At 53.5% G+C, this 19,615-nt stretch carries 17 protein-coding genes; 13 read left to right on the top strand and 4 right to left on the bottom strand.

What is annotated here, in order from left to right; translation table 11 throughout:
* Nucleotides 1-111 precede the first annotated feature (111 nt).
* Nucleotides 112-1,077: a glycosyltransferase family 9 protein gene (locus GM557_RS07935; protein WP_155573824.1), complete on the bottom strand. Its 966-nt coding sequence runs from the start codon at nt 1,075-1,077 to the stop codon at nt 112-114.
* Between the two features lie 25 nt (nt 1,078-1,102).
* Nucleotides 1,103-1,702 carry a nucleotide exchange factor GrpE gene (locus GM557_RS07930; protein ID WP_155573823.1) on the bottom strand — a complete coding sequence of 200 codons (600 nt, stop codon included), beginning with the start codon at nt 1,700-1,702 and terminating at the stop codon, nt 1,103-1,105.
* Between the two features lie 411 nt (nt 1,703-2,113).
* On the opposite strand from GM557_RS07930, the gene GM557_RS07925 reads away from it, so the two are divergent.
* From GM557_RS07925 to GM557_RS07900, 6 genes are all read left to right on the top strand, one after another.
* Nucleotides 2,114-2,890, top strand: a complete 777-nt coding sequence (locus tag GM557_RS07925) for a response regulator transcription factor (protein WP_155573822.1) — start codon at nt 2,114-2,116, stop codon at nt 2,888-2,890.
* 22 nt (nt 2,891-2,912) lie between these two features.
* On the top strand, nt 2,913-4,709 hold the full coding sequence (locus GM557_RS07920; protein WP_230880649.1) for a cell wall metabolism sensor histidine kinase WalK: 1,797 nt from the start codon (nt 2,913-2,915) through the stop codon (nt 4,707-4,709).
* Nucleotides 4,710-4,739: 30 nt separating this feature from the next.
* Nucleotides 4,740-5,675 carry an RNase adapter RapZ gene (gene rapZ, locus GM557_RS07915; protein WP_155573821.1) on the top strand — a complete coding sequence of 312 codons (936 nt, stop codon included), beginning with the start codon at nt 4,740-4,742 and terminating at the stop codon, nt 5,673-5,675.
* Complete coding sequence (locus GM557_RS07910) at nt 5,672-6,223, top strand: transcriptional repressor (protein WP_155573820.1); 552 nt, start codon at nt 5,672-5,674, stop codon at nt 6,221-6,223. The genes rapZ and GM557_RS07910 overlap by 4 nt, the downstream gene beginning before the upstream one ends.
* 71 nt (nt 6,224-6,294) lie before the next feature.
* Nucleotides 6,295-7,704 carry a sugar porter family MFS transporter gene (locus tag GM557_RS07905; protein WP_155573819.1) on the top strand — a complete coding sequence of 470 codons (1,410 nt, stop codon included), beginning with the start codon at nt 6,295-6,297 and terminating at the stop codon, nt 7,702-7,704.
* 86 nt (nt 7,705-7,790) lie between these two features.
* Nucleotides 7,791-9,224 (top strand): sugar porter family MFS transporter, encoded by a 1,434-nt coding sequence (locus GM557_RS07900; protein ID WP_370513456.1) that lies wholly within the window; start codon nt 7,791-7,793, stop codon nt 9,222-9,224.
* A 78-nt stretch (nt 9,225-9,302) separates the two neighbouring features.
* On the opposite strand, the gene GM557_RS07895 is transcribed toward GM557_RS07900, so the two are convergent.
* On the bottom strand, nt 9,303-10,838 hold the full coding sequence (locus GM557_RS07895; protein ID WP_155573818.1) for a glycosyltransferase family 2 protein: 1,536 nt from the start codon (nt 10,836-10,838) through the stop codon (nt 9,303-9,305).
* A gap of 39 nt (nt 10,839-10,877) precedes the next feature.
* Nucleotides 10,878-11,936: a quinone-dependent dihydroorotate dehydrogenase gene (locus GM557_RS07890; RefSeq protein WP_155573817.1), complete on the bottom strand. Its 1,059-nt coding sequence runs from the start codon at nt 11,934-11,936 to the stop codon at nt 10,878-10,880.
* 158 nt (nt 11,937-12,094) lie between these two features.
* Here GM557_RS07890 and GM557_RS07885 point away from each other — a divergent pair, with 158 nt between their 5' ends.
* The 7 genes from GM557_RS07885 to hflX all read left to right on the top strand — a co-directional run bounded on the left by GM557_RS07885 (nt 12,095) and on the right by hflX (nt 19,613).
* Nucleotides 12,095-12,388 carry a hypothetical protein gene (locus GM557_RS07885; protein WP_155573816.1) on the top strand — a complete coding sequence of 98 codons (294 nt, stop codon included), beginning with the start codon at nt 12,095-12,097 and terminating at the stop codon, nt 12,386-12,388.
* 80 nt (nt 12,389-12,468) lie between these two features.
* Nucleotides 12,469-13,518 carry a tRNA dihydrouridine synthase DusB gene (dusB, locus tag GM557_RS07880; RefSeq protein WP_155573815.1) on the top strand — a complete coding sequence of 350 codons (1,050 nt, stop codon included), beginning with the start codon at nt 12,469-12,471 and terminating at the stop codon, nt 13,516-13,518.
* On the top strand, nt 13,518-14,249 hold the full coding sequence (locus GM557_RS07875) for a helix-turn-helix domain-containing protein (protein ID WP_155573814.1): 732 nt from the start codon (nt 13,518-13,520) through the stop codon (nt 14,247-14,249). The genes dusB and GM557_RS07875 overlap by 1 nt, the downstream gene beginning before the upstream one ends.
* Nucleotides 14,250-14,260: 11 nt before the next feature.
* A complete protein-coding gene (locus GM557_RS07870) occupies nt 14,261-16,624 on the top strand; it encodes an ATP-binding protein (RefSeq protein ID WP_155573813.1) in 2,364 nt (787 codons plus the stop codon).
* Between the two features lie 9 nt (nt 16,625-16,633).
* A complete protein-coding gene (locus GM557_RS07865; RefSeq protein ID WP_155573812.1) occupies nt 16,634-18,061 on the top strand; it encodes a sigma-54 dependent transcriptional regulator in 1,428 nt (475 codons plus the stop codon).
* A gap of 11 nt (nt 18,062-18,072) precedes the next feature.
* Nucleotides 18,073-18,300 (top strand): RNA chaperone Hfq, encoded by a 228-nt coding sequence (gene hfq, locus GM557_RS07860; protein WP_155573811.1) that lies wholly within the window; start codon nt 18,073-18,075, stop codon nt 18,298-18,300.
* A complete protein-coding gene (hflX, locus tag GM557_RS07855) occupies nt 18,297-19,613 on the top strand; it encodes a GTPase HflX (RefSeq protein ID WP_099026986.1) in 1,317 nt (438 codons plus the stop codon). Before hfq ends, hflX begins: the two co-directional genes overlap by 4 nt.
* The last annotated feature ends 2 nt before the right edge of the window (nt 19,614-19,615 follow it).

Genomic DNA, 19,615 nt, shown 5'->3' with positions numbered 1-19,615 from the left:
ATTCTTCAGCTCATGATAAGCGAAAAGGGATTCGTTGAACATAGCGGATGGCAAAATGGCCTTTAAAGTTATGTCTCTGCAAGCTCTAATATGAGATAGTGTGCCGCTGGATCATTTTTTTGCGTAATGTGCTCTGCGTGCTTGCATGAGGGGGAGGCCCCAATCGTGTAGCAAGGTAATCACACGCTCTGGCTGTATATGAGCAAGCGTATCTGCTTGTATCACGCGGTTTTGCCCTACTGTGAGGCCGTGGGGGGCGCAACGGCGGGGGTCACTCTCGGCAGAAAAGAGGGTTAAGGTGGGGCAATCCATCATAGCGGCCATATGTAGTGGCCCAGTATCATTGCCACAACAAAGCAAAGCGCGATGGAGCAGCCCTGCTAAAGCAGGCAATGTGGTTTTGCCGGTAAAGTCCCGCGCTGTGGGAACATGGTGGCAGATATGCGCGGCAAGGGGAGCGTCTGCTGCACTCCCTACAATGAGGGGGACATACCCCCATGCGGCGATAGTGTGGGCTAAATCTGCAAAATAGGCGAGGGGCCATCGCTTGGCGGGTCTATGTGGTGCAGCACCGGGGACAAGCACCACATAAGGTTCAGTAAGGAATGGGCCTTCATCCTTTAGAAAGGTTGGAATCGTGCGGGGCTGTAAAGGGACATTTGCGCTGCGGAGCTGGTCGCGTTGTCGGCAGAGCGTATGCATCTGGCGGGCTTGGGGATTATGATGAGGGAGGCTCGCCCGCTTTTGTTGGCCTGACCATAGGATAGTACGCGGTGCAAGCGTGCGATAACGGCTCGTACGACCAGAGTTTTGGAGGTCGAACACAAGGTCCATCTTGTGCAGCAGAGCGCGGATATTACGCCAATGCCGCCAATGTGTGATGGGGGGGCGGTCATCAATCGCGATAGCGTCAAACCAAGGGGTGGAGGCAGCAAGAGCCTGATAAGGGCTGCTGGTGAGGAGGGTAATATGGGCATGCGCAAAGGCCTGCCGAATGGAGGCAAAGGCCTCAAAAGCCTGACAAACATCTCCTAAGGCCCCATGACGAATAATAAGGATGTTCTGAATGTTCGTCATAGAGCCATGAGGGTGTTTGTTTTGCTTAATCCTTCTTCGGTGCTTGACCGGTTGAGGAAGGGTTGGAGACTATAACCATAGCAGGTTTAAGCAGCCGGTCTTTGAGCAACCATGTTGGTGTCCATGCTTGGACGACATGCCCTGGTGGGAGGTGATCGACCTCTTGCTCCTGCATGGCTTGATGCAGATTGGCATCAAAAGGCTCATGGGTAGGGTCTTGTTTGGTGATGCCATGCCGCTCCAAAATGGAGAGGAAGGCACGCTCTGTCCCCTCAAACCCTTCACGCAGGCGGGTGATGAGTCCATCTTCGCCTTCTTCATGCGGGGGTAAAGCAGAGAGGCCTCGTTGAAGGTTCTCGGCAGCCTCTACAACATCGCGCGCAAATTTCTGCACCGAGTAATGACGGGCATCCTCAAGTTCACGTTTATGGCGGGTGCGAAGATTCTGGTTTTCCGCTTCCGAGCGTTTCCAGCGGTCTTCCATCTCGGCCAATTTCTCTTCTAATGCGGCGATGCGTTCTTCGGCAGTACCCTCCTGCCCTTGCGTGTGGCCCTCATCTGCTGGGGCTTCATGCGGGGTGGGGTTAGGTTGTTCTGTATCGGTATGAGATGTTTGTTCTGTCATATCGTGACCCTATTCGCGTCTTATGGGATAGCGAGCCTGCTTTATATGGCAGAGACCATCATCGCACGCTAGTCTCCTGAGATTTTGAATGTCGTGGCTTTGCACGTCTTTTGCAAGGCCTTGGGCTGGGGGGAGGTGATTTCGTACAATATCGATAAGAGATAATAGCTGCATCGATAGATATGAGGAAAAAGGTTCTGTGCGGCATTCATAGGTTAATGAAAAGTAAAATAGAGGTACAATAACTTACATAGACCATATTATTAGGTATTTAAAAATTATGAATTTTTGGTGTATAAATTATGACCGGATATGGATTTTAGATATATCCGTCAGTTTTGAAATTATATTGTGCCATAGGGGCGAGATTCTCGGTTGTTTCTAGCTCCGTGGTTAATGGTAGGAGTTCCCATGGTGAAGAGTTCCTTCCCTGGTGTTTATAAACCTTTTGGGGAAGAAACATGTGGCGGCGGTGGGCAGAAGGCCCCCATCATCGCCCTTGTAGATGATGATCGTAATATTCTAGCCTCTGTGCAGATGACATTGGAGGCTGAGGGATTTACCGTCCATACCTATACGGATGGGGAAAGTGCCTTACAGGGTATTTTATCGCGTGCGGCGTCTTTGGCCGTGTTGGATGTTAAAATGCCGCGTATGGATGGGATGGAGCTTTTACGCCGTCTACGGATGCGCTCGAGCAGTTTGCCCGTTATTTTTCTGACCTCCAAAGATGAAGAATTAGACCAGTTGATGGGCTTACGGCTTGGAGCGGATGATTACATCACTAAGCCTTTTTCTGTTCGTTTGTTAGTTGAGCGTATTCGGGCTTTGCTACGGCGGCATGAGATAAGCCAAACCGGATTGGATGGTGAAGGCTCAGGGCGTAATGAAATCATCGTTCGTGGGGGGTTATCGCTTGATGAGGCGCGCCATCAATGTATGTGGAGTGGGCAGGATGTTGCCTTAACCGTGACGGAGTTTTTGCTCGTTAAGGCCCTTGTATTAAGGCCGGGGATGGTGAAATCGCGCGACCAGCTTATCGATGCGGCTTATGGCGATAGTATTTATGTTGATGACCGCACAATCGATAGTCACATTAAGCGGGTCCGCAAAAAGTTCCGCCATATAGATGACAGCTTTAACCATATCGAAACCCTTTATGGTGTTGGATATCGGTATCGGGAGTAATACAGCAAAGGTTGAGTACGTGATGGCGGGATTAGAGGCGGCGCGGCGATGGATGGCGCATATGTGGCTTGCATCGCGTTTGCCTAAATTGCGGCGGTGGGTGTCCCCACTTACAAGCCGTCTCTTGCTGGTTAATTTCTTACCCTTACTTTTTATGGGGGGGATGCTGCTCTCCATCAATGCGGTACGCAATACGCTATTGGAGGATAGTATTGAGGCCCTGCGCGAACAGGCGCGGATTTATGTCTCGGTCCTACGGCACGCACAATGTGATGATGTATCGTCCGGTAAGCAGTTGGATGTAACAAAAGCTCATGCTCTTTTAGAGGGCATGGTGCGGTTTAGCCGCAATGCAGAAGCCCGCCTTTATGCACCGAATGGCCATATTCTAACAGAAAGCCAAAAGCAGTCCTCCCCGATTGGAGGGGTAAGCTGGCAGCCGAATGTCAGTATGGCTGATAAGCTTTATACATGGGTTTTAGCGTTAATCCCGTTACATACGAAGGAAGGGCCGGTCCCATTAGATAATTCAACAACATCTCAAAACTTTGGCAATGAGACAGGCGATGGGGTTTTAATCAGTTCGCCGTTAGACATTCCACCTTATATACGTCTGACAGATGCTCATGAGCTTGTCATGACGGTTGTAGAGCCTGTCCTCATAGAGGGGCAGACGGTGGGTGTCCTTCAATTAACGCGCTTTAATGCGGATATTGATCGCTCTTTGATGAAGGTGCGGTGGGTTATTATCGTGATGATGTTGCTGAGCATGGGTGCGGCGGTTTTGCTCTCATGGTATCTTGCGATGACCCTCGCTATTCCTTTGCGGCGGCTTGTGGTGCGCTCTCGTGATATGCGCGAGCCGGGGGCGGGGCATATAGATAGCATGCCCTATACATTACTACGCCGCCGCGATGAGATAGGTGAGCTTGCGCGCGCTTTGCGGGAGAGTGCCTTGGCCTTATGGGCACGTATGGATGATGTGGAGCGTTTTGCTGCAGAAGTTAGTCATGAATTGAAGAATCCACTCTCTTCCATCCGTTCCGCTTTAGATACGTTACCGCGGATTACGAATATGCAGGCGCGGGACCGTCTTTTATCTATCCTCGGGGGCGATGTGCGGCGGTTAGAGCGGTTAATCTCTGATATTTCCTTTGCTAGCCGTGTGGAAGGGGAGTTGCAGCGGGAAGACAGGGTTATTGTAAATCTTGTTGAGTTATTAGAACAATTTGTTGATGTTCATGAGACTGTTCGTGAGGAAGGCGGGCCACATTTAGTCCTCATCGTGCCAGAGGGGCAGCGTATCATTTGTGTGCAAGTGGTGCGGGATCGCTTAATGCAGGTCTTCCATAATCTGATAGGTAATGCTGTATCCTTTTCTCCGGCAGAGGGAACAATACGGCTTGTGATTCGCCCTGTTATTGGGCCGCCTCAGTTAGAGGAGGACGGCTTCATCACCCCCGGTAGTCCAGCTGTAGAAATCGCTGTTGAGGATGAAGGCCCCGGTATCCCCCCAGCAAAACTTGATAGTATTTTCGACCGATTCTATTCAGAGCGTCCAGCGGGGGAGCATTTCGGGGGACATTCTGGGTTAGGGCTTGCCATTAGTCGGCAAATTATTGTGGCGTTTGATGGTGCCCTTTATGCCGAAAATTGTGAGCGTGTGGATGAGGAGAGCGGGGAGAGGCATATTTGTGGGGCCCGCTTCGTGATTCGCCTGCCTTTGCTTACCTGCTTTAGGCAGAACTACTCTATGCGCCAAGGGGGGGAGTGTTTCTTGCCTGTTGGAGAGTGTGTTATGCTGCGTAAAGGGGTTTAGTTTTACCATTTAAGCGCGGGATAGAGAGCTATGGGTATCAGGGCGAAGGAACACTCTGCGCAGCATATTGTGTTGGTAACTGGCCTCTCTGGTGCTGGTAAAGCCTCCACTTTGCGGATGTTGGAAGACCTTGATTATGAGGTCGTGGATAATCCTCCGCTTGATTTATTTGAGGCCCTAGTTAGCCGGGCAGGCCAACGCTTGGCTATTGGGCTTGATGTCCGCAGCCGTGGCTTTGAGGCGCATCGTGTGGCGGATTTCTTAACCCGCACGCGGCGTCATCAGGATTGTGCGGTCCAGTTGCTGTTTGTGACAGCGGATTATGATGTGCTGTTGCGCCGCTTCACAGCGACAAGGCGGCGGCACCCTCTAGCTGGTGATGGGGGTGTGCGTCCCGCCTTGGAGTTAGAGGCCGAGATGCTGTCACCCCTACGGGCTATGGCGGACCTAGTGATTGATACGAGCGACCTCCCCGTGCCGGATTTGCGCCAGATGATAAATGCTCGCTTTAGTGCGGGGGTTGAGGCGATGTTGTCGGTTACGTTGATGTCTTTTGCATATCCGGCGGGCCTCCCACGGGAGGCAGACCTCGTTCTTGACGCCCGCTTTTTGCGGAATCCTCATTATGATGAGACGTTGCGCCCTCATACAGGGTTAGAAAAGCCCGTGGCGGATTATGTCAAAGCGGATTCCTTTTATCAGCAATTCTACGCTCATGTTTTGGGGCTAATACGCACAGTCTTGCCGCGCTTTGCCGCAGAGGGGAAGAAATACGTTACCATTGCCGTGGGCTGCAGCGGCGGGCGGCATCGTTCTGTCACATTGATTGAAGCCCTCGCGCGGGATTTAGCAGAAGACCCCATGATTGATGAGCTGCGCACAGCTGTTATGGTGGTCCATCGGGAATTAGCGCGTGAGGGGTTGGCCTCATGGCGTTGGGCTTTTTTGCCAGATGATGCATCATGAAGGGACGAAGCGTCATACCGCCGCATGTTGAGACGCCTTTTCCCGCTTATGTTACAGCGCGTTTGGAGGAGGTTGCACAATGGTGCCACCAACAGGGCCAGCGTCTCACACCAACAAGACGCCTTGTTTTGGGGCTTATTTTGGCAGAGGAGCGGCCATTAGGGGCTTATGATATACTCTCTTTATTGCGGGAGCATCACCCCAAGGCCGTACCGCCGACCGTTTATCGGGCGTTGGAGTTTCTTCTTGAGCAAGGGCTTATCCATCGCATTGAACGCTTGAGTGCCTTTGTAGGCTGTCATCATCGTTTAGCATGCCATGCGGATTGTAAATCGCATAGAGCGTGGGGTGTGCATCGCGCTCAGTTTCTTATCTGCCGCCATTGCGGGCGTGTGCAAGAGCTAGAGCAGGATGTCGTTGCGGCTGTTCTGCTGCAATCGGCCCGCGGGCAGGGCTTTCATGCAGAAGCGGCAACAGTGGAGATTGAAGGGACCTGTGCTGAATGTGCGGAAAAGAAAGTGGATAAACATGATATGATAAAGCATTAGGGTAAATTATAGTTTATGCTATCGCATGATTCTGATGCAAAATGCCCCTGAGATAGGAGAGGCTTGAGATTATGAACGAGACAGTTGAGTCCCCGCATTCGACTATTGACCCAACAGCTAGGCGACGTGTGTTGCTAGTCTGTATCCTTGCCTCCCTTGCCGGGTTGATGTGCGGGATGGATATTGGTGTCATCTCTGGTGTGTTGCGTCCTTTTGGGCAGCAGTTCCATGCCACAACGGTGGAGTTGGAATGGGTTGTCGGGGGGATGCTGGTTGGGGCGACCATTGGTGCGCTGACAGGCAGCAAGATAACATCATGCTTAGGCCGGAAGTTTACGCTAACAGTCGCTGCGGCAGCATTCTCGATTGGGGCGATTGGCTGTGCCACATCGCAATCAGTCGCGATGATGATTGCATGCCGTTTGATTGTCGGCTTCGGGATGGGCCTGTCAGATTTTGCAACACCGCTTTATCTCTCAGAGGTCTCACGCACAGAGCAGCGCGGGGCGATGGGTTCACTTTACCAGCTGCTTAAGACGATGGGCATTTTCTTAGCCTTCTTCTCTAATAGCTGGTTTGCCCCTTCTGGTGCATGGCGGTCTATGATGACGGTGGAGGCTATCCCGGCTGTTATTTTCTTACTTATCTTCCTGTTCCTCCCCCAAAGCCCACGCTGGTTGATGATTCAGGGGCGGAAGGAAGAAGCTTTGGAGACCATGACGCGTCTGCGTGATGGGCCTGCACAGGCACATAAGGAGCTGGCAGCCATCAGCGAGCAGCTGAAAACCAAGGAAGAAGGGTGGAAGCTCTTTAAGACGAATGGCAATTATCGCCGCTCTGTAGGGTTGGGGATGTTGTTGCAGATTATGCAGCAATTTGCCGGTATTAACATTATCATGTACTACGCCCCTCGCATTTTGGAGGCTGCCCATTTTGGCCTTTCTGCTCAGATGTGGTGTACAGCCCTTATCGGCCTTGTGAATGTGCTGATGACCTTTGTCGCTGTTGGATATTCCGATAAATGGGGTCGTAAGCCTATCCTTTATGCCGGTTATGGCATCATGGCTGCGAGCATGGCGATTTTGGCCTTCCTTCTCTCGATTGGGACGACAACTCTGCCCCAGCAGCTTCTTGCCTTGGCGATGATCATCATCTTCGTTGGTGGGTTTGCGATGTCTGCTGGGCCGCTTATGTGGGTTATTTGTGCAGAGATTCAGCCAGCAGAAGGCCGTAACTTGGGGATTTCCATCTCCACAGGGACGAACATGCTCAGCAACCTCCTTATCGGTACAACCTTCCTGAGTGTGATGGAGGCTATCGGCAGTGCAAATACCTTCTGGCTTTTTGCGATATTAAACGCTGTTGGTGTGGTTCTGCTCTATCTCTTTGTGCCAGAGACAAAGGATGTCCCGCTGGATGTTATTGAGAAAGACCTGATGAGCGGCGTAAAATTGCGCGACCTTGGTCATCGGAAAGATTGACCTTAGTGTGAGGGTGGGGGCGTTCTAGAGTAGAGGCCCCCATTTAGGTTCATTTATCTTTATTGTAGAGAGGGTATACTTCGCACATGGTAGATGATGTTGACCCCCGCGTAGTTCCTCCCGGTATGAGTGATGAGGATGAAGATACTTCATTCTTTGACCCAACAAAGTTTAAGATTTTAGTCATTGGCGTTGTTGCCGCTTTGGCTGGGTTGATGTCTGGTATTGATATTGGTGTGGTGTCTGGTGCGTTAGACTTCTTCTCGCGGGAGTTTCACCCCTCTACGATGGCCCTTTCTTGGGTTGTGAGTGCTATGATGGCCGGGGCGGCGATCGGCTCTGTTAGTGCGAGTACCCTTGCCCATAAGATTGGCCGTAAACGGGCGTTAATCTGTGGTGCGTCTGTGTTTGTGATCGGTGCGGTAGGCTGTGCGATTAGCTGGTCTATCTCATCGATGATTTGCTTTCGTGTTGTGATGGGCTATGCGGTGGGGCTTTCGGCTTTTACAGCACCGCTTTACCTCTCCGAGATTGCCAGTGAGGACACGCGCGGGGCGATGATTTCTACCTACCAGCTGATGCTTACGGTGGGGATTTTCATCGCCTTTTTGGCTGATACATTCTTCTCTTATCGGGGGAATTGGCGCGGGATGTTCTGGTTTGCTTCAGCTCCTGCGGTGCTGTTCTTTGTTGGGGTGCTGTTTTTGCCCTATAGCCCGCATTGGCTGGTGATGAAGGGACGCCATAAAGAAGCACGCCGTATCCTGCTGGATTTGCGTAATGACCCGCTAGAAGCGGCTAAAGAGATTCAGGCCATTCGCGCGCAATTAGAGACAAAGCAAGAGGGCTTCTCTCTATTGAAGCGGAACAAGAACTTCCGCCGGTCTGTGCTGCTGGGGATTGTCTTGCAGGCTATGCAGCAATTAGCGGGCATTAATATCGTGATGTTCTACGCGCCGAAGATTCTCCATGCGGCGCATTTCGATACCCATTCGCAGGTTTGGTGTACGGCCATTATTGGGCTGGTGAATATGCTGGCGACCTTTGTGGCTGTAGGGTTGGTGGACCGCTGGGGGCGTAAGCCGATTCTATATGTTGGTTTTGCGGTGATGGCTCTGGCTATGGGCGCATTAGCGGGCTTGTTGAATGAGGGTATGACCGAGCAAGCCTCCCAAATGATGGCGGTGTTTGTGTTGATGATCTTCTGCGCAGGCCATGCCATGTCCGCTGGGCCATTAATGTGGGTGCTATGTGCGGAGATTCAGCCCATCCAAGGGCGGGATTTTGGGATGTCCATCTCTACCCTGACGAACTGGCTGGCCAATATGGGCGTGAGTGTCAGCTTCCTCCCTTTGATGGAGTTTTTCGGCGCGGCAGGGACGTTCTGGCTCCTTGCGGTGCTGAACTTCCTCTTTATTGGGCTGACCTACCTTTATGTCCCAGAGACAAAAGGCATGTCCCTTGCGAAGATTGAGGAGCGGCTGATGAGCGGTGTGAGGCTGCGTAATCTGGGCCGCTAAAGCGTCTTTTTAGAGTGCTACAAAAAAGGCTCCCCAAGAGAGGGAGCCTTTTTTATGGGTAAACAGAGTTTGTGTCTCTTATAGTATGAAGGGCGCAAAGGGGCCTAGATAGCTTCGTAGAGTCCGGGCTTCGGCTTCGTCCAGATGCGCTGCGAGTAGTGGCAGCAACCATGTTGTTATATGGCGGTCCAACGCCGTGAGGAGGGAAATATCCTCCAAGGTCAGGGCGGGGGCTGTAAGGAGCATCTCTGCAAGGTTTAAAGCAGGGAAGGTAAGCCAAGATTGCCCCGTGGGTAGAGTTGGCTGAGGGATAGCGGTAAAACATTCCCACATATCCGCTTTAAGACGGTTGGTGGTTAGAGGCTCTTTAGGGGGAGCGGAAAGGAAATAACCGCGTCGGGAGAACCCCCCTTTCTGGCGCAGCACAATCGCTTTTTGCTCCATAATTGGCAGCAGGTCATAACGGGGCAGCCCGCCTAGTCGTCCATCGCCAAGGAGGGCAAAATCCACAATTTTATGATTTTGGTCTAAAGCAAAGAGGAAGGCCGCTGTAGGGACGCGGCGGCTTTGGAGCATAAAAAGGCCAACGCCATTTTTATGCTGCTCTAGCTCTTGAGCCTCCACATCCTGAATCAGGCCCTCTTTAAGGCCGAGATGGCGTTCCTCTTTGGGGTAAAGAGCAAAAATAGTGAAGGAGGAGGGATTCTGGGTGGAGGATGGGGGAAGATGCTTTGTTAAGGGAGGATGGCGGCGGTGGAGTTGCTCCAACGCGCTGACAGCCCCGGAGGTAATAACAGGCCGTACCCAATTTAAAAGGGAGGCTGTGACGGCACGAGGCGAGTGGTCTTCCAGCTCATTCCATTGGGAGAAATTAACATCTGCTAGGTTAAGGTGAATATCCTTGCGGTTGCGTGTACGCTCAACAAATTGCTCCACACTACGGTTTTGAAAATGCCTTAAAAAGGCAACAGACCAATCCGCTTGCTCTGCTGTGATGCCTTGCGCCTCGGCCGACCATGTGACGGGCTTGCCGCTTGCGGTAACATATTGTCCTTTTTTGAGGGGGAAGTAATGAACATTCACCCAGCTTTTTTGGTCCCAATAAGACGGGCGGATGAAGCATTTCACATGCCGGTTTATGGCTTCCTCAACCATGCTATGTTGGATGAAGCTGTGGGAGGGCGGTAAAGTAGGGGCCGTGATATGGCCATTATGACCATAAACACGCCAATGCAGAGCCACCGCACCGACATCCGTCCCCATCGTAGCGAGGAAGTCAGGTAAGGTTTCGTGTTCGCATAGGGTGAGATATTCATCTGTATCAAACAGGCCCACCCAGTCGAATTGCCCCTTCACGGCATTGAGCGCATCGCAATAGACTTGCTGTTGCCGTTTAAGGTGGCTTTGCTCTGTGAGGTCTAAACTATGCTCACGAATGTGAAAAAGACGAATATCCCAATGCACACAAGCAGCGCGGATAAGAGCGCGGGTGCCATCATCTGAATCGTCATCAAAGAGGATGAAGCTATTAATGCCTAAGCGGGCATGCCAGCCAAGCCAGTATAGGATGTCATGGGCTTCATTCTTGATGATGCCGACCAGAGCAAGTTTCATAAGATGGTCCGTGGTCCTATGGTAATTCGTCAGGAGTGTTTAGCGTGGTAGAGAGGCAAGGCTGCGAATACCATCGCGGCTCATTTCTTGCAAAAGCTCCTGCTTTAAACGTGTGAGCGCAGCAGGCCCTTCATAAATAAAGGCGGTATAGATTTGGACAAGATTAGCCCCCATTTTGAGGCGGTCTAAGATGTCACGCCCGCTCTCAATACCGCCAGATGATATGAGGCAGAGCCGCCCTTTATTCAAGTCAGCGACCAGTTTTAGCACATCGCGCGCCCGGGTAGCGAGCGGTGCGCCAGAGAGGCCGCCTGTCTCTGTACGGTGGGAGCTTGTTAAGCTCTTGGGGCGGGCGAGAGTCGTGTTGGTGAGGATGAGGCCATCCGCTCTACCATCAATCGCCGCTTGGAGGATGGGACCGTAAGCCTCGTCCTCAAGGTCGGGTGCGAGTTTGATGAGCAAAGGTGGCCGGTCTGGATGGGCCGTTTGGATGGCTTTTAACAGGCGGGAGAGCATGTCCACCTCTTGGAGGTCACGCAAACCCGGCGTGTTGGGGGAGGAAAGATTGATTGTAATATAATCGGCGTAGGATTTTACCCTGCCAACAAGGGCGGGATAGTCCGTTAAGGGGTCGGCCCCCGTTTTGTTAATGCCTAGATTAATGCCTAGAGGTACGCCAGCCGCTTGGACGTGGCCTTCTTTATTGGGGCGGAATAGCGGTGTGAGATTTTGGCAGAAGCGATCAATCCCGCAGCTATTAAAGCCCATGCGGTTGATGATGGCATGGTCATTAATTAAGCGGAAGAGGCGTGGTTTGGGGTTGCCGGGCTGGGGGCGGGGGGTAACGGTCCCTGTTTCAATATAACCGAAGCCCAATTTTGCGAGGCCTCTTACAGCGCGGGCATTTTTATCAAACCCCGCGGCAAGGCCAATGGGGTTGGGGAAGGTTAGGCCCAAAGCGTGCGTCTTTAGGGCGGAGTGGTCGGCTTTGCCACGGCCTGCTAAGCCGTATGCAATGCTGTGGATGGCGATTTCATGAGCCGTTTCGGGGTCGAGGCGGCGTAGGAGCTGTGTGGCGATTTGTCCGAGGTCCAGCATTCTCTTTCCCCTTCATATCAATGGTCTTGGCTGTTTCAGACCTCATAGCGAGGGTTTGTCAAGTAGTTTCACGCCATTCATGCCGTGTGATGATGATAGTTTAATGATATTCGTGGACGCAATAAAGTGATGAAGCGGCTCATCAGAGAGGAAAACGCATGAGTTGGGATGAATTATATTTAGAGACATGCTGCCGCTCAGCCTTGCATAGGGTGGTGTTAAGCGGCGCAACGGGGCGGCCTGTTGGCCCCCCGCCGGAGGGGAAGATGCCGGACTTCCGCGCCCCGTTAAAGGACCGTGCATGCTTAGAGCGTCTTGCAAAAAAGGGGTTTACCCAGCAACGAGAGGATGGCCGGTTTGAGGTCACTGCGGCGGGACGACAACGCCATGAGCGGGAGATTCTGGCTATGCGGCGGGTACGTCATCGTAGAGGTGGTGGAGGGGCAGGGTAGGCCCTTGTTTGCTCTTTAGCGGGGAGAGCGGTAAAATCCCCCTCATGCCCTTTATAAAAACCCGTAGGTCTTAACGAGCGATGCCCACCCCGATTCCTTTGCCTCCTATCACATTAGGGCCGGATTGCGTGATTGAGGACCCTGTCATCCTCGCGCCTATGTCTGGTGTGACGGACCTTCCTTTCCGCCGCTTAACACGCGAGCTAGGGGCGGGGTTGGTGATTTCGGAGATGATTGCCTCTTGGGCCATGGTGCGGGAGAATGAACGTACATTGAGTATGGCGCGTAGTGCTGGGGCTGGCGGGATTAATGCCGTACAGCTTGCAGGCTGTGACCCTCAAGCTATGGGTGAGGCTGCTAAAATCGCCGTGGCAGGTGGGGCGGATGTGGTGGATATTAATTTCGGCTGCCCGGTTAAGAAGGTGGCGATCGGGCAGATGGCAGGCTCCTCCCTCATGCGGGATGAGGCATTAGCCGCGCGACTTTTGGAGGCGACCGTTAAGGCAGTAAATGTCCCTGTGACGTTGAAGATGCGTATGGGGTGGGACCATGCCAGCCTTAATGCGCCTCAGTTGGCGCGGATTGCGGAGGATGTGGGCATCCGTATGATTACCGTCCATGGGCGGACACGGCAGATGTTCTATAATGGTCATGCTGATTGGCGATTTGTGCGGACGGTAAAAGAGGCCGTAAAGCTACCTGTGATTGTAAATGGGGATATTGTCAGCATGGCTTCAGCCCGTCAGGCTTTGGCGGAATCAGGGGCGGATGGCGTGATGGTAGGGCGGGGCTGTTACGGGCGGCCTTGGTTTTTAGCACAGCTTGTACAATCCTTGCGCAGTGGGGTGGATGTGCCAGACCCTGACCTCGCCACCGAGAGAGATATTGTCCTAAAGCATTATCATATGATGATGGAGTATTTTGGAGAGCGTCCCGGCCTGCGTCTCGCTCGTAAGCATGTATCTTGGTATTCGGCAGGGTTGCCGGGGTCTGCGGCTTTTCGTGCGGAGGTAAACCGGCTGGATGATCCGGGTGCTGTCATCGCGTTGCTTACGCGTTTTTATGATGAGGCGATCGCCGCAGGCATTGTAAGGGACCGAGAAGCCGCCCTTGCTCGGCATGCCGCATAATGGCAGAGCGTACTGCCCGCGAGGCCCGTGCGATGCGGCCTTTATTCCTCCACGGGGCTAGCGCGCGGGAGCGGCTGGATATTGCCCAGCAGATTCATGTTCACAGCCCTTGCGCGCATGGGGCATTTGTGGTGGCGGGCCTAACAGGCGTGCCACGGGCTTTGCGGGAGGAGCGTCTCTTTGGCACGGCAGGGAATGGCTGGTTAGAGCAAGCTCAAGGAGGCACGCTCTTAATTGATGAGCTGGATTGCCTCTCCCCCCAGATGCAGCATCGCTTTGCGCTGTTTTTAGCCGGGCGGACTCATGTGAGGCGGGAGGAGCGCGTACGGATTATTGTGGCGAGCTGCCATGACCATGCGACTTTGTTGCGTCATGGGGGGCTGGAGGACGGCTTGCGGCATTGGCTAGCCTCCTTACCGGTGGAGCAATGTTTAGGCCCGGAGCGTTTGCAAGCTGTGGGTAGTTTAGCGGCGGCCTCTAAAGGCGGTTTGGCGGCGATGTTTGAGCCTGTGATGCGGAGCTACGTGCGTGCAGGGTTAGAGGCAGGGAGTTGTAACCTCCATAATAGTGTGGTGGGCGCGGTAGAGAAGCCTCTTATTATGATGGTCTTGCAGCATACGGGGGGTAATCAGCTTAAAGCCGCTGCTTTATTAGGGTTGAATCGGAACACATTGCGCAAGCGGATTCAGGAGCTTCAGATTACGATTCCCCGTCCGCCAGGGGCGCGGTAGGAGAGCGCGTGATGAGGCGGTTCTTTTCTGGGAAAATGAGGGCCTCCCTCTGGCGGCTTACCAGCCCTAACGGTATGGTGGTGCTGACGGTTGTGGCGTTGGTACTGACCTTTGTGACCTTCATCGTCTTAGCTGGGGGTGTGTCTCTCGCGCGTGTGCCGCGGGCCCAAGCTTTGCTTTTTCTGCTCGATTTCATCACAATTATGCTCATTGGGGCGGCGGCAGTGCGGCAAATTGGCCGGATGTTGGCCGAGCGGCGCATGGGCCAAGCAGGTGCGCGGCTGCATACCCAGCTGGTTATGCTCTTTGGTGTTGTGGCTGTAGCCCCTGCTTTGATGGTCGGGGTATTGTCTGCGCTATTCTTCCATTACGGGGTGGAGATTTGGTTCTCCAATCGGGTGAATAATGCGTTGAGTGAGGCACGCTCTGTCGCGGCGGGGTATTTGCGGGAACATAATGAGAATACACGGACAGAAGCCTTCGCTTTAGCTAATACGCTGCTGACGGTTCAGAATGATGAAATGTTCACCCATGGGACGGATTTGTTCCATGATCATTCCCGCTTACAAGCGTTGTTAGAAGATGAGGTGACCGAGCGCGGGTTGAATGATGCGATTATCTTTAACCCGCTGACTTATAAAATCATCGCCACTGGGGGATTGCTGGCCATTCGGGCGGAGGACCCGCAAAAGGAGCTTCCTCCACGCTCTGTTGCGGCTATGGCGCGGACGGGTGAGGTCGTGCTGCTGGACCAACCAGAGGCAAAACTGGTCCGCGGGGTCGTCTCGCTGGGGGGTAATTCTGGCTTGATGCTCGTCATTACCCGCCCGGTGGACCCTGAGATTCTTCATCATATGACACGGACAAATGCGCTGGTGCAGGATTATCAGCGCATGCTCAATAATCGTGGGAAGGCGCAGCTTGTCCTTATTGTGATTTTGGCTCTTATGGGGCTGCTGGTGTTAGCGGTGGGGATGTTAAGTGGCCTCTCCCAAGCTAATCGCATTACACGGCCGCTTAGCCAGTTAATCCGCGCGGCACAGCGTATCTCACGGGGGGATTTAACAGCGCGTGTTCCCGTGGAGGGTAAGGGGAATCGGGAAGATGAGTTGATGGCACTCTCTCGGGCGTTTAACCTCATGGCCAGCCAGCTTGCTGACCAACGCTCTGAACTCATGCTGGCTTATGACCAAATTGATGAACGCCGCCGTTTTACCGAGACAGTCCTTGCCGGTGTGTCTGCTGGGGTGATTGGCTTAGACCATAATCAGCTTGTTGAGCTGCCTAACCGGGCAGCGTCTTTTATTCTTCAGCGGGATATGGAGCAAGCAAAGGGGCGGCCCTTAGTGGCCTTCGTGCCAGAGTTTGCCGCTTTGCTGCAAGCGGTGAAGGAGCAGCCTGATAAAGAGCATGGCGCGGAGATTCAAATTGATGCTGAACATGCTCATGCCCCCGGTGGCCCGGGGAGTGGTGGCGGGGCTGGGGCAGGGCGGACCTTGCTTGTTTGTGCTGTGGCGGACCAAAATGATCATGCAGGGTCAACGGGTTATGTTGTCACGTTTGATGATATTACCCTCCTCCAAGTCGCGCAGCGTAAAGCCGCATGGGCGGATGTGGCACGCCGTATTGCTCATGAGATTAAAAATCCACTCACGCCGATTCAATTAGCGGCAGAGCGATTGCGGCGGCGTTTTCATAAAGAAATTACCAGCGACCCGGAGATTTATGACCGTCTCATCAGCACGATTGTGCGGCAGGTGGGGGATATAGGGCGCATGGTGGATGAGTTTTCCTCCTTTGCGCGGATGCCCCAGCTGGAAATGGCCGAGCATGACCTCGTCCGGCTTTGCCGGGAGACGTTGTTCCTCCAGCAAAATGCCCATCCCGAAATTGCTTATCAGTTGGATATGCCAGAGGGAGGGGCGGTTATTGTACGGTGTGACCATCGTTTAATTAGTCAGTCTCTTATCAATCTGTTACAAAATGCAGCAGATGCTATCCTCATGACCAAGCGGCAGGTTGGGGAAGGGCACCCTGTTATCGGGACGATTATCCTGCGCTTGACGCAAGAGGAGGGAGTGGCAATCATAAGCGTTGCAGATAATGGCGTGGGTCTGCCTGCTGGGGAGCATCAACGCCTTACCGAGCCTTATGTAACCCATAAGGAGAAGGGGACGGGGTTGGGGCTGGCCATCGTTCATCGTGCGATGGAGGCTCATCACGGTCAGGTGCGGTTACGCCCGTTGACAGAGCAGGAATGTCAGATGTTCGTTGGGGCTCTTGAGGCAGGACAAGAGGCAACAGGGACGTTGGTCGCATTGCATATCCCTTTGATGGATAAAGACCTTGCAGGAGATGGCGAAAGCAGAGCATGAAGGTAAGTCATGGAGCATGAGATTCTGATTGTTGATGATGAGCCGGATATCCGCTTTCTCTTAGCTGGGATTTTGGAGGATGACGGCTATCTAACCCGTGAAGCGGCGAATTCTGATGAAGCGATTCGTCTCTTTAGGGAGAGCCGTCCCTCGCTCGTCATTTTGGATATTTGGCTGCAAAACTCGCAGCTTGATGGTATGGCCCTTTTAAAGCTCTTTAAGGAGCAACGTCCTGATGTGCCCGTGATTATGATCTCTGGCCATGGGACGATTGAGACCGCCGTCTCCAGCCTTCATCATGGGGCTTATGATTTTTTAGAGAAGCCATTTCAGACGGATCGGCTATTGGTCATTGTGCGCCGTGCGTTAGAGGCAGCACGGTTGCGAAAGGAAAATGCCGAGCTACGTTTGCGGGCAGGTGAGCAAGGGACATTGATGGGCGATAGCGCGCTGATTAATGCTTTGCGTGGGCAAATTAGCCGTGTGGCCCCTACAAACTCACGCGTGTTGATTTCCGGCCCGGCTGGGGCAGGGAAGGAAGTGGTCGCGCGGATGATTCATGCGCAATCTAAACGCGCAGAAGGTCCTTTCGTGGTGTTGAATTGCGCGGCTCTTGCGCCTGATCATTTTGAGGAAGAACTTTTTGGGGTGGAAGGGAGTGAGGGCAAACCCGGCCGCCCCGGCTTGTTAGAGCGCGCCCATAAAGGCACGCTCTTGTTGGATGAAGTCGCAGATATGCCGCTGGAGATTCAGGGCAAAATTGTGCGCGCTTTGCAGATTAATACCTTCGAGCGTCTCGGTGGGACGCATAGTATGAAGGTGGATGTCCGCGTTTTAGCGGCAACAAGCCGGGATTTGCAGGCAGAGATTACAACACGGCATTTCCGGGAGGATTTATATTACCGCCTCGCTGTTGTGCCGTTGCAGGTCCCCTCTTTGGCGGAGCGGCCAGAGGATATCCCCATGCTGGCCCAATATTTTTTGGAAAGTTGCGCACGCTCCTCTGGCTTGCCTGTGCGGACATTGTCGGTCGATGCGTTGGCGTGTCTGCAAACTTACGATTGGCCGGGCAATATTCGTGAGCTGCGTAATTTGATGGAGCGTATGCTCATTATGCTTCCCGCTGGGGAGGGGGAGCAGTCCAACATCATCCGGGCGGAGATGTTGCCTGATATTGTGCGTGAGGGGGCCCCCTCTATGACATGCCTTACTGCGGAGGCCGATGTGATGAGCCTGCCCCTGCGTGAGGCGCGGGACCATTTTGAGACGCAATATCTGCAAGTCCAGCTTATGCGTTTTGGTGGTAACATCAGCCGGACAGCGAATTTTGTGTGTATGGAGCGCAGCGCGCTACATCGTAAATTAAAACAACTGGGCGTCACGCAAGAGGATCGCTCTGCTGCTCAATCAGCGCGAAGCGGGCAGGAAGCAAAGTGAAGAAGGACCATATGGTAGAGCCAAAAGGGAGCGATGTGCAGAGGCAGTTTTTGGCCTATGTGCAGCAGCAGGAAGAAGCGGTGACGGTCTTTTTAGTCAATGGGGTGAAGCTACAAGGCGTCATCGTTCAATTTGATGATGAGAGCGTGTTGCTACGCCGGGATGGTCATGTACAGCTCGTCTATAAACATGCGGTGAGCACGATTATGCCTGTTGCTGCTTTACCGGATATGCTGTGAAGCAGCCTTTGCACGATACAGCCCGTAAGCCGACCCTCGCTGCTGTTATCCTTCCCGCAGAGAAGCAGGCTTTTCTTGAAGGGCGCGCGGCTGCGGCACGCCTTGAGGAAGCCGTAGGGCTGGCGGCATCGATTGGGTTAGAGATTGTCCATACGGCGATTTACCCGCTAAGGGCGCGGCGGCCAGCGACCTTGCTGGGGGCAGGGCAGGTGGAGGAACTGACGGAGATTGTCAAAGCAGAATCCGTTGGGGTTGTGGTAGTAGATGCGCGCCTCTCACCTGCGCAGCAACGTAATTTAGAAAAAGCGATGGGCTGTAAGGTCGTGGACCGTACGGGCTTAATCCTTGATATTTTCGGCGCACGGGCTGCCACGCGGGAAGGTGTGTTGCAGGTCGAGCTTGCACATTTGGAGTATCAACGCTCCCGCCTTGTAAGGCTTTGGACGCATTTGGAGCGGCAACGCGGTGGGTTTGGCTTCCTCGGGGGGCCGGGGGAAACGCAGATTGAGGCTGATAGGCGGATGCTGGATGAGCGTTTGGTCAAGCTGCGTAAGGAGCTAGAGCAAGTCCGCCGGACGCGTGGGCTGCACCGTCATGCGCGCCGGAAGGTGCCCTTCCCCGTTGTGGCGTTGGTTGGCTACACGAATGCAGGGAAATCAACCCTTTTTAATAAAATCACAGGGGCGGGTGTGCACGCGCAGGACCAGCTTTTTGCAACGCTAGACCCCACAATGCGCAATCTGACGCTCCCTTCCGGGCGGCGGGTGATTTTATCGGACACGGTGGGGTTTATTAGCGACCTCCCTACGGAGTTGATTGCCGCCTTCCGCGCAACTTTAGAGGAAGTGGCGGAGGCTGATATTATCCTCCATGTCCGCGATGCTGCGCACCCAGATAGTGCTGCCCAACGTGATGATGTGTTGTCCGTACTTAATGATATGGCGGCCGATGGCATGTTGGATGAAGCATGGCCGGAGCGCGTTATCGAGGTCCTCAATAAAGCGGATTTGCTTGGTGGGACAGCCAGTATTCCTGTGCGGGAGGGGAGTGTTGCTGTCTCTGCCCTGACAGGGGAAGGCCTCCCAGACCTTATGGAGGCGATTGATGCCTTCATGACCCGCTCTATGAAGCGTTTTAGCGTATCCATCCCCGTGACAGAGGGAGCCGCTTTAGCGTGGCTCTATGAACATGGGGAGGTGACAGAGCGGCATGATGGGGAGGAGCGTCTCACCCTCATGGTCCGTCTCTTCCCAGCTGACCAGCAGCGTTTTGTGCGGCATTACCCGCATCTCACCCTCCAGCCAGAGGGTTAGAA

The sequence above is a fragment of the Bombella sp. ESL0385 genome (assembly GCF_009725755.1).
Classification (GTDB): domain Bacteria; phylum Pseudomonadota; class Alphaproteobacteria; order Acetobacterales; family Acetobacteraceae; genus Bombella; species Bombella pollinis.
The sequence above is the reverse complement of the archived record's forward strand: the minus strand, read 5'-3'. Positions and strand labels throughout refer to the sequence as shown.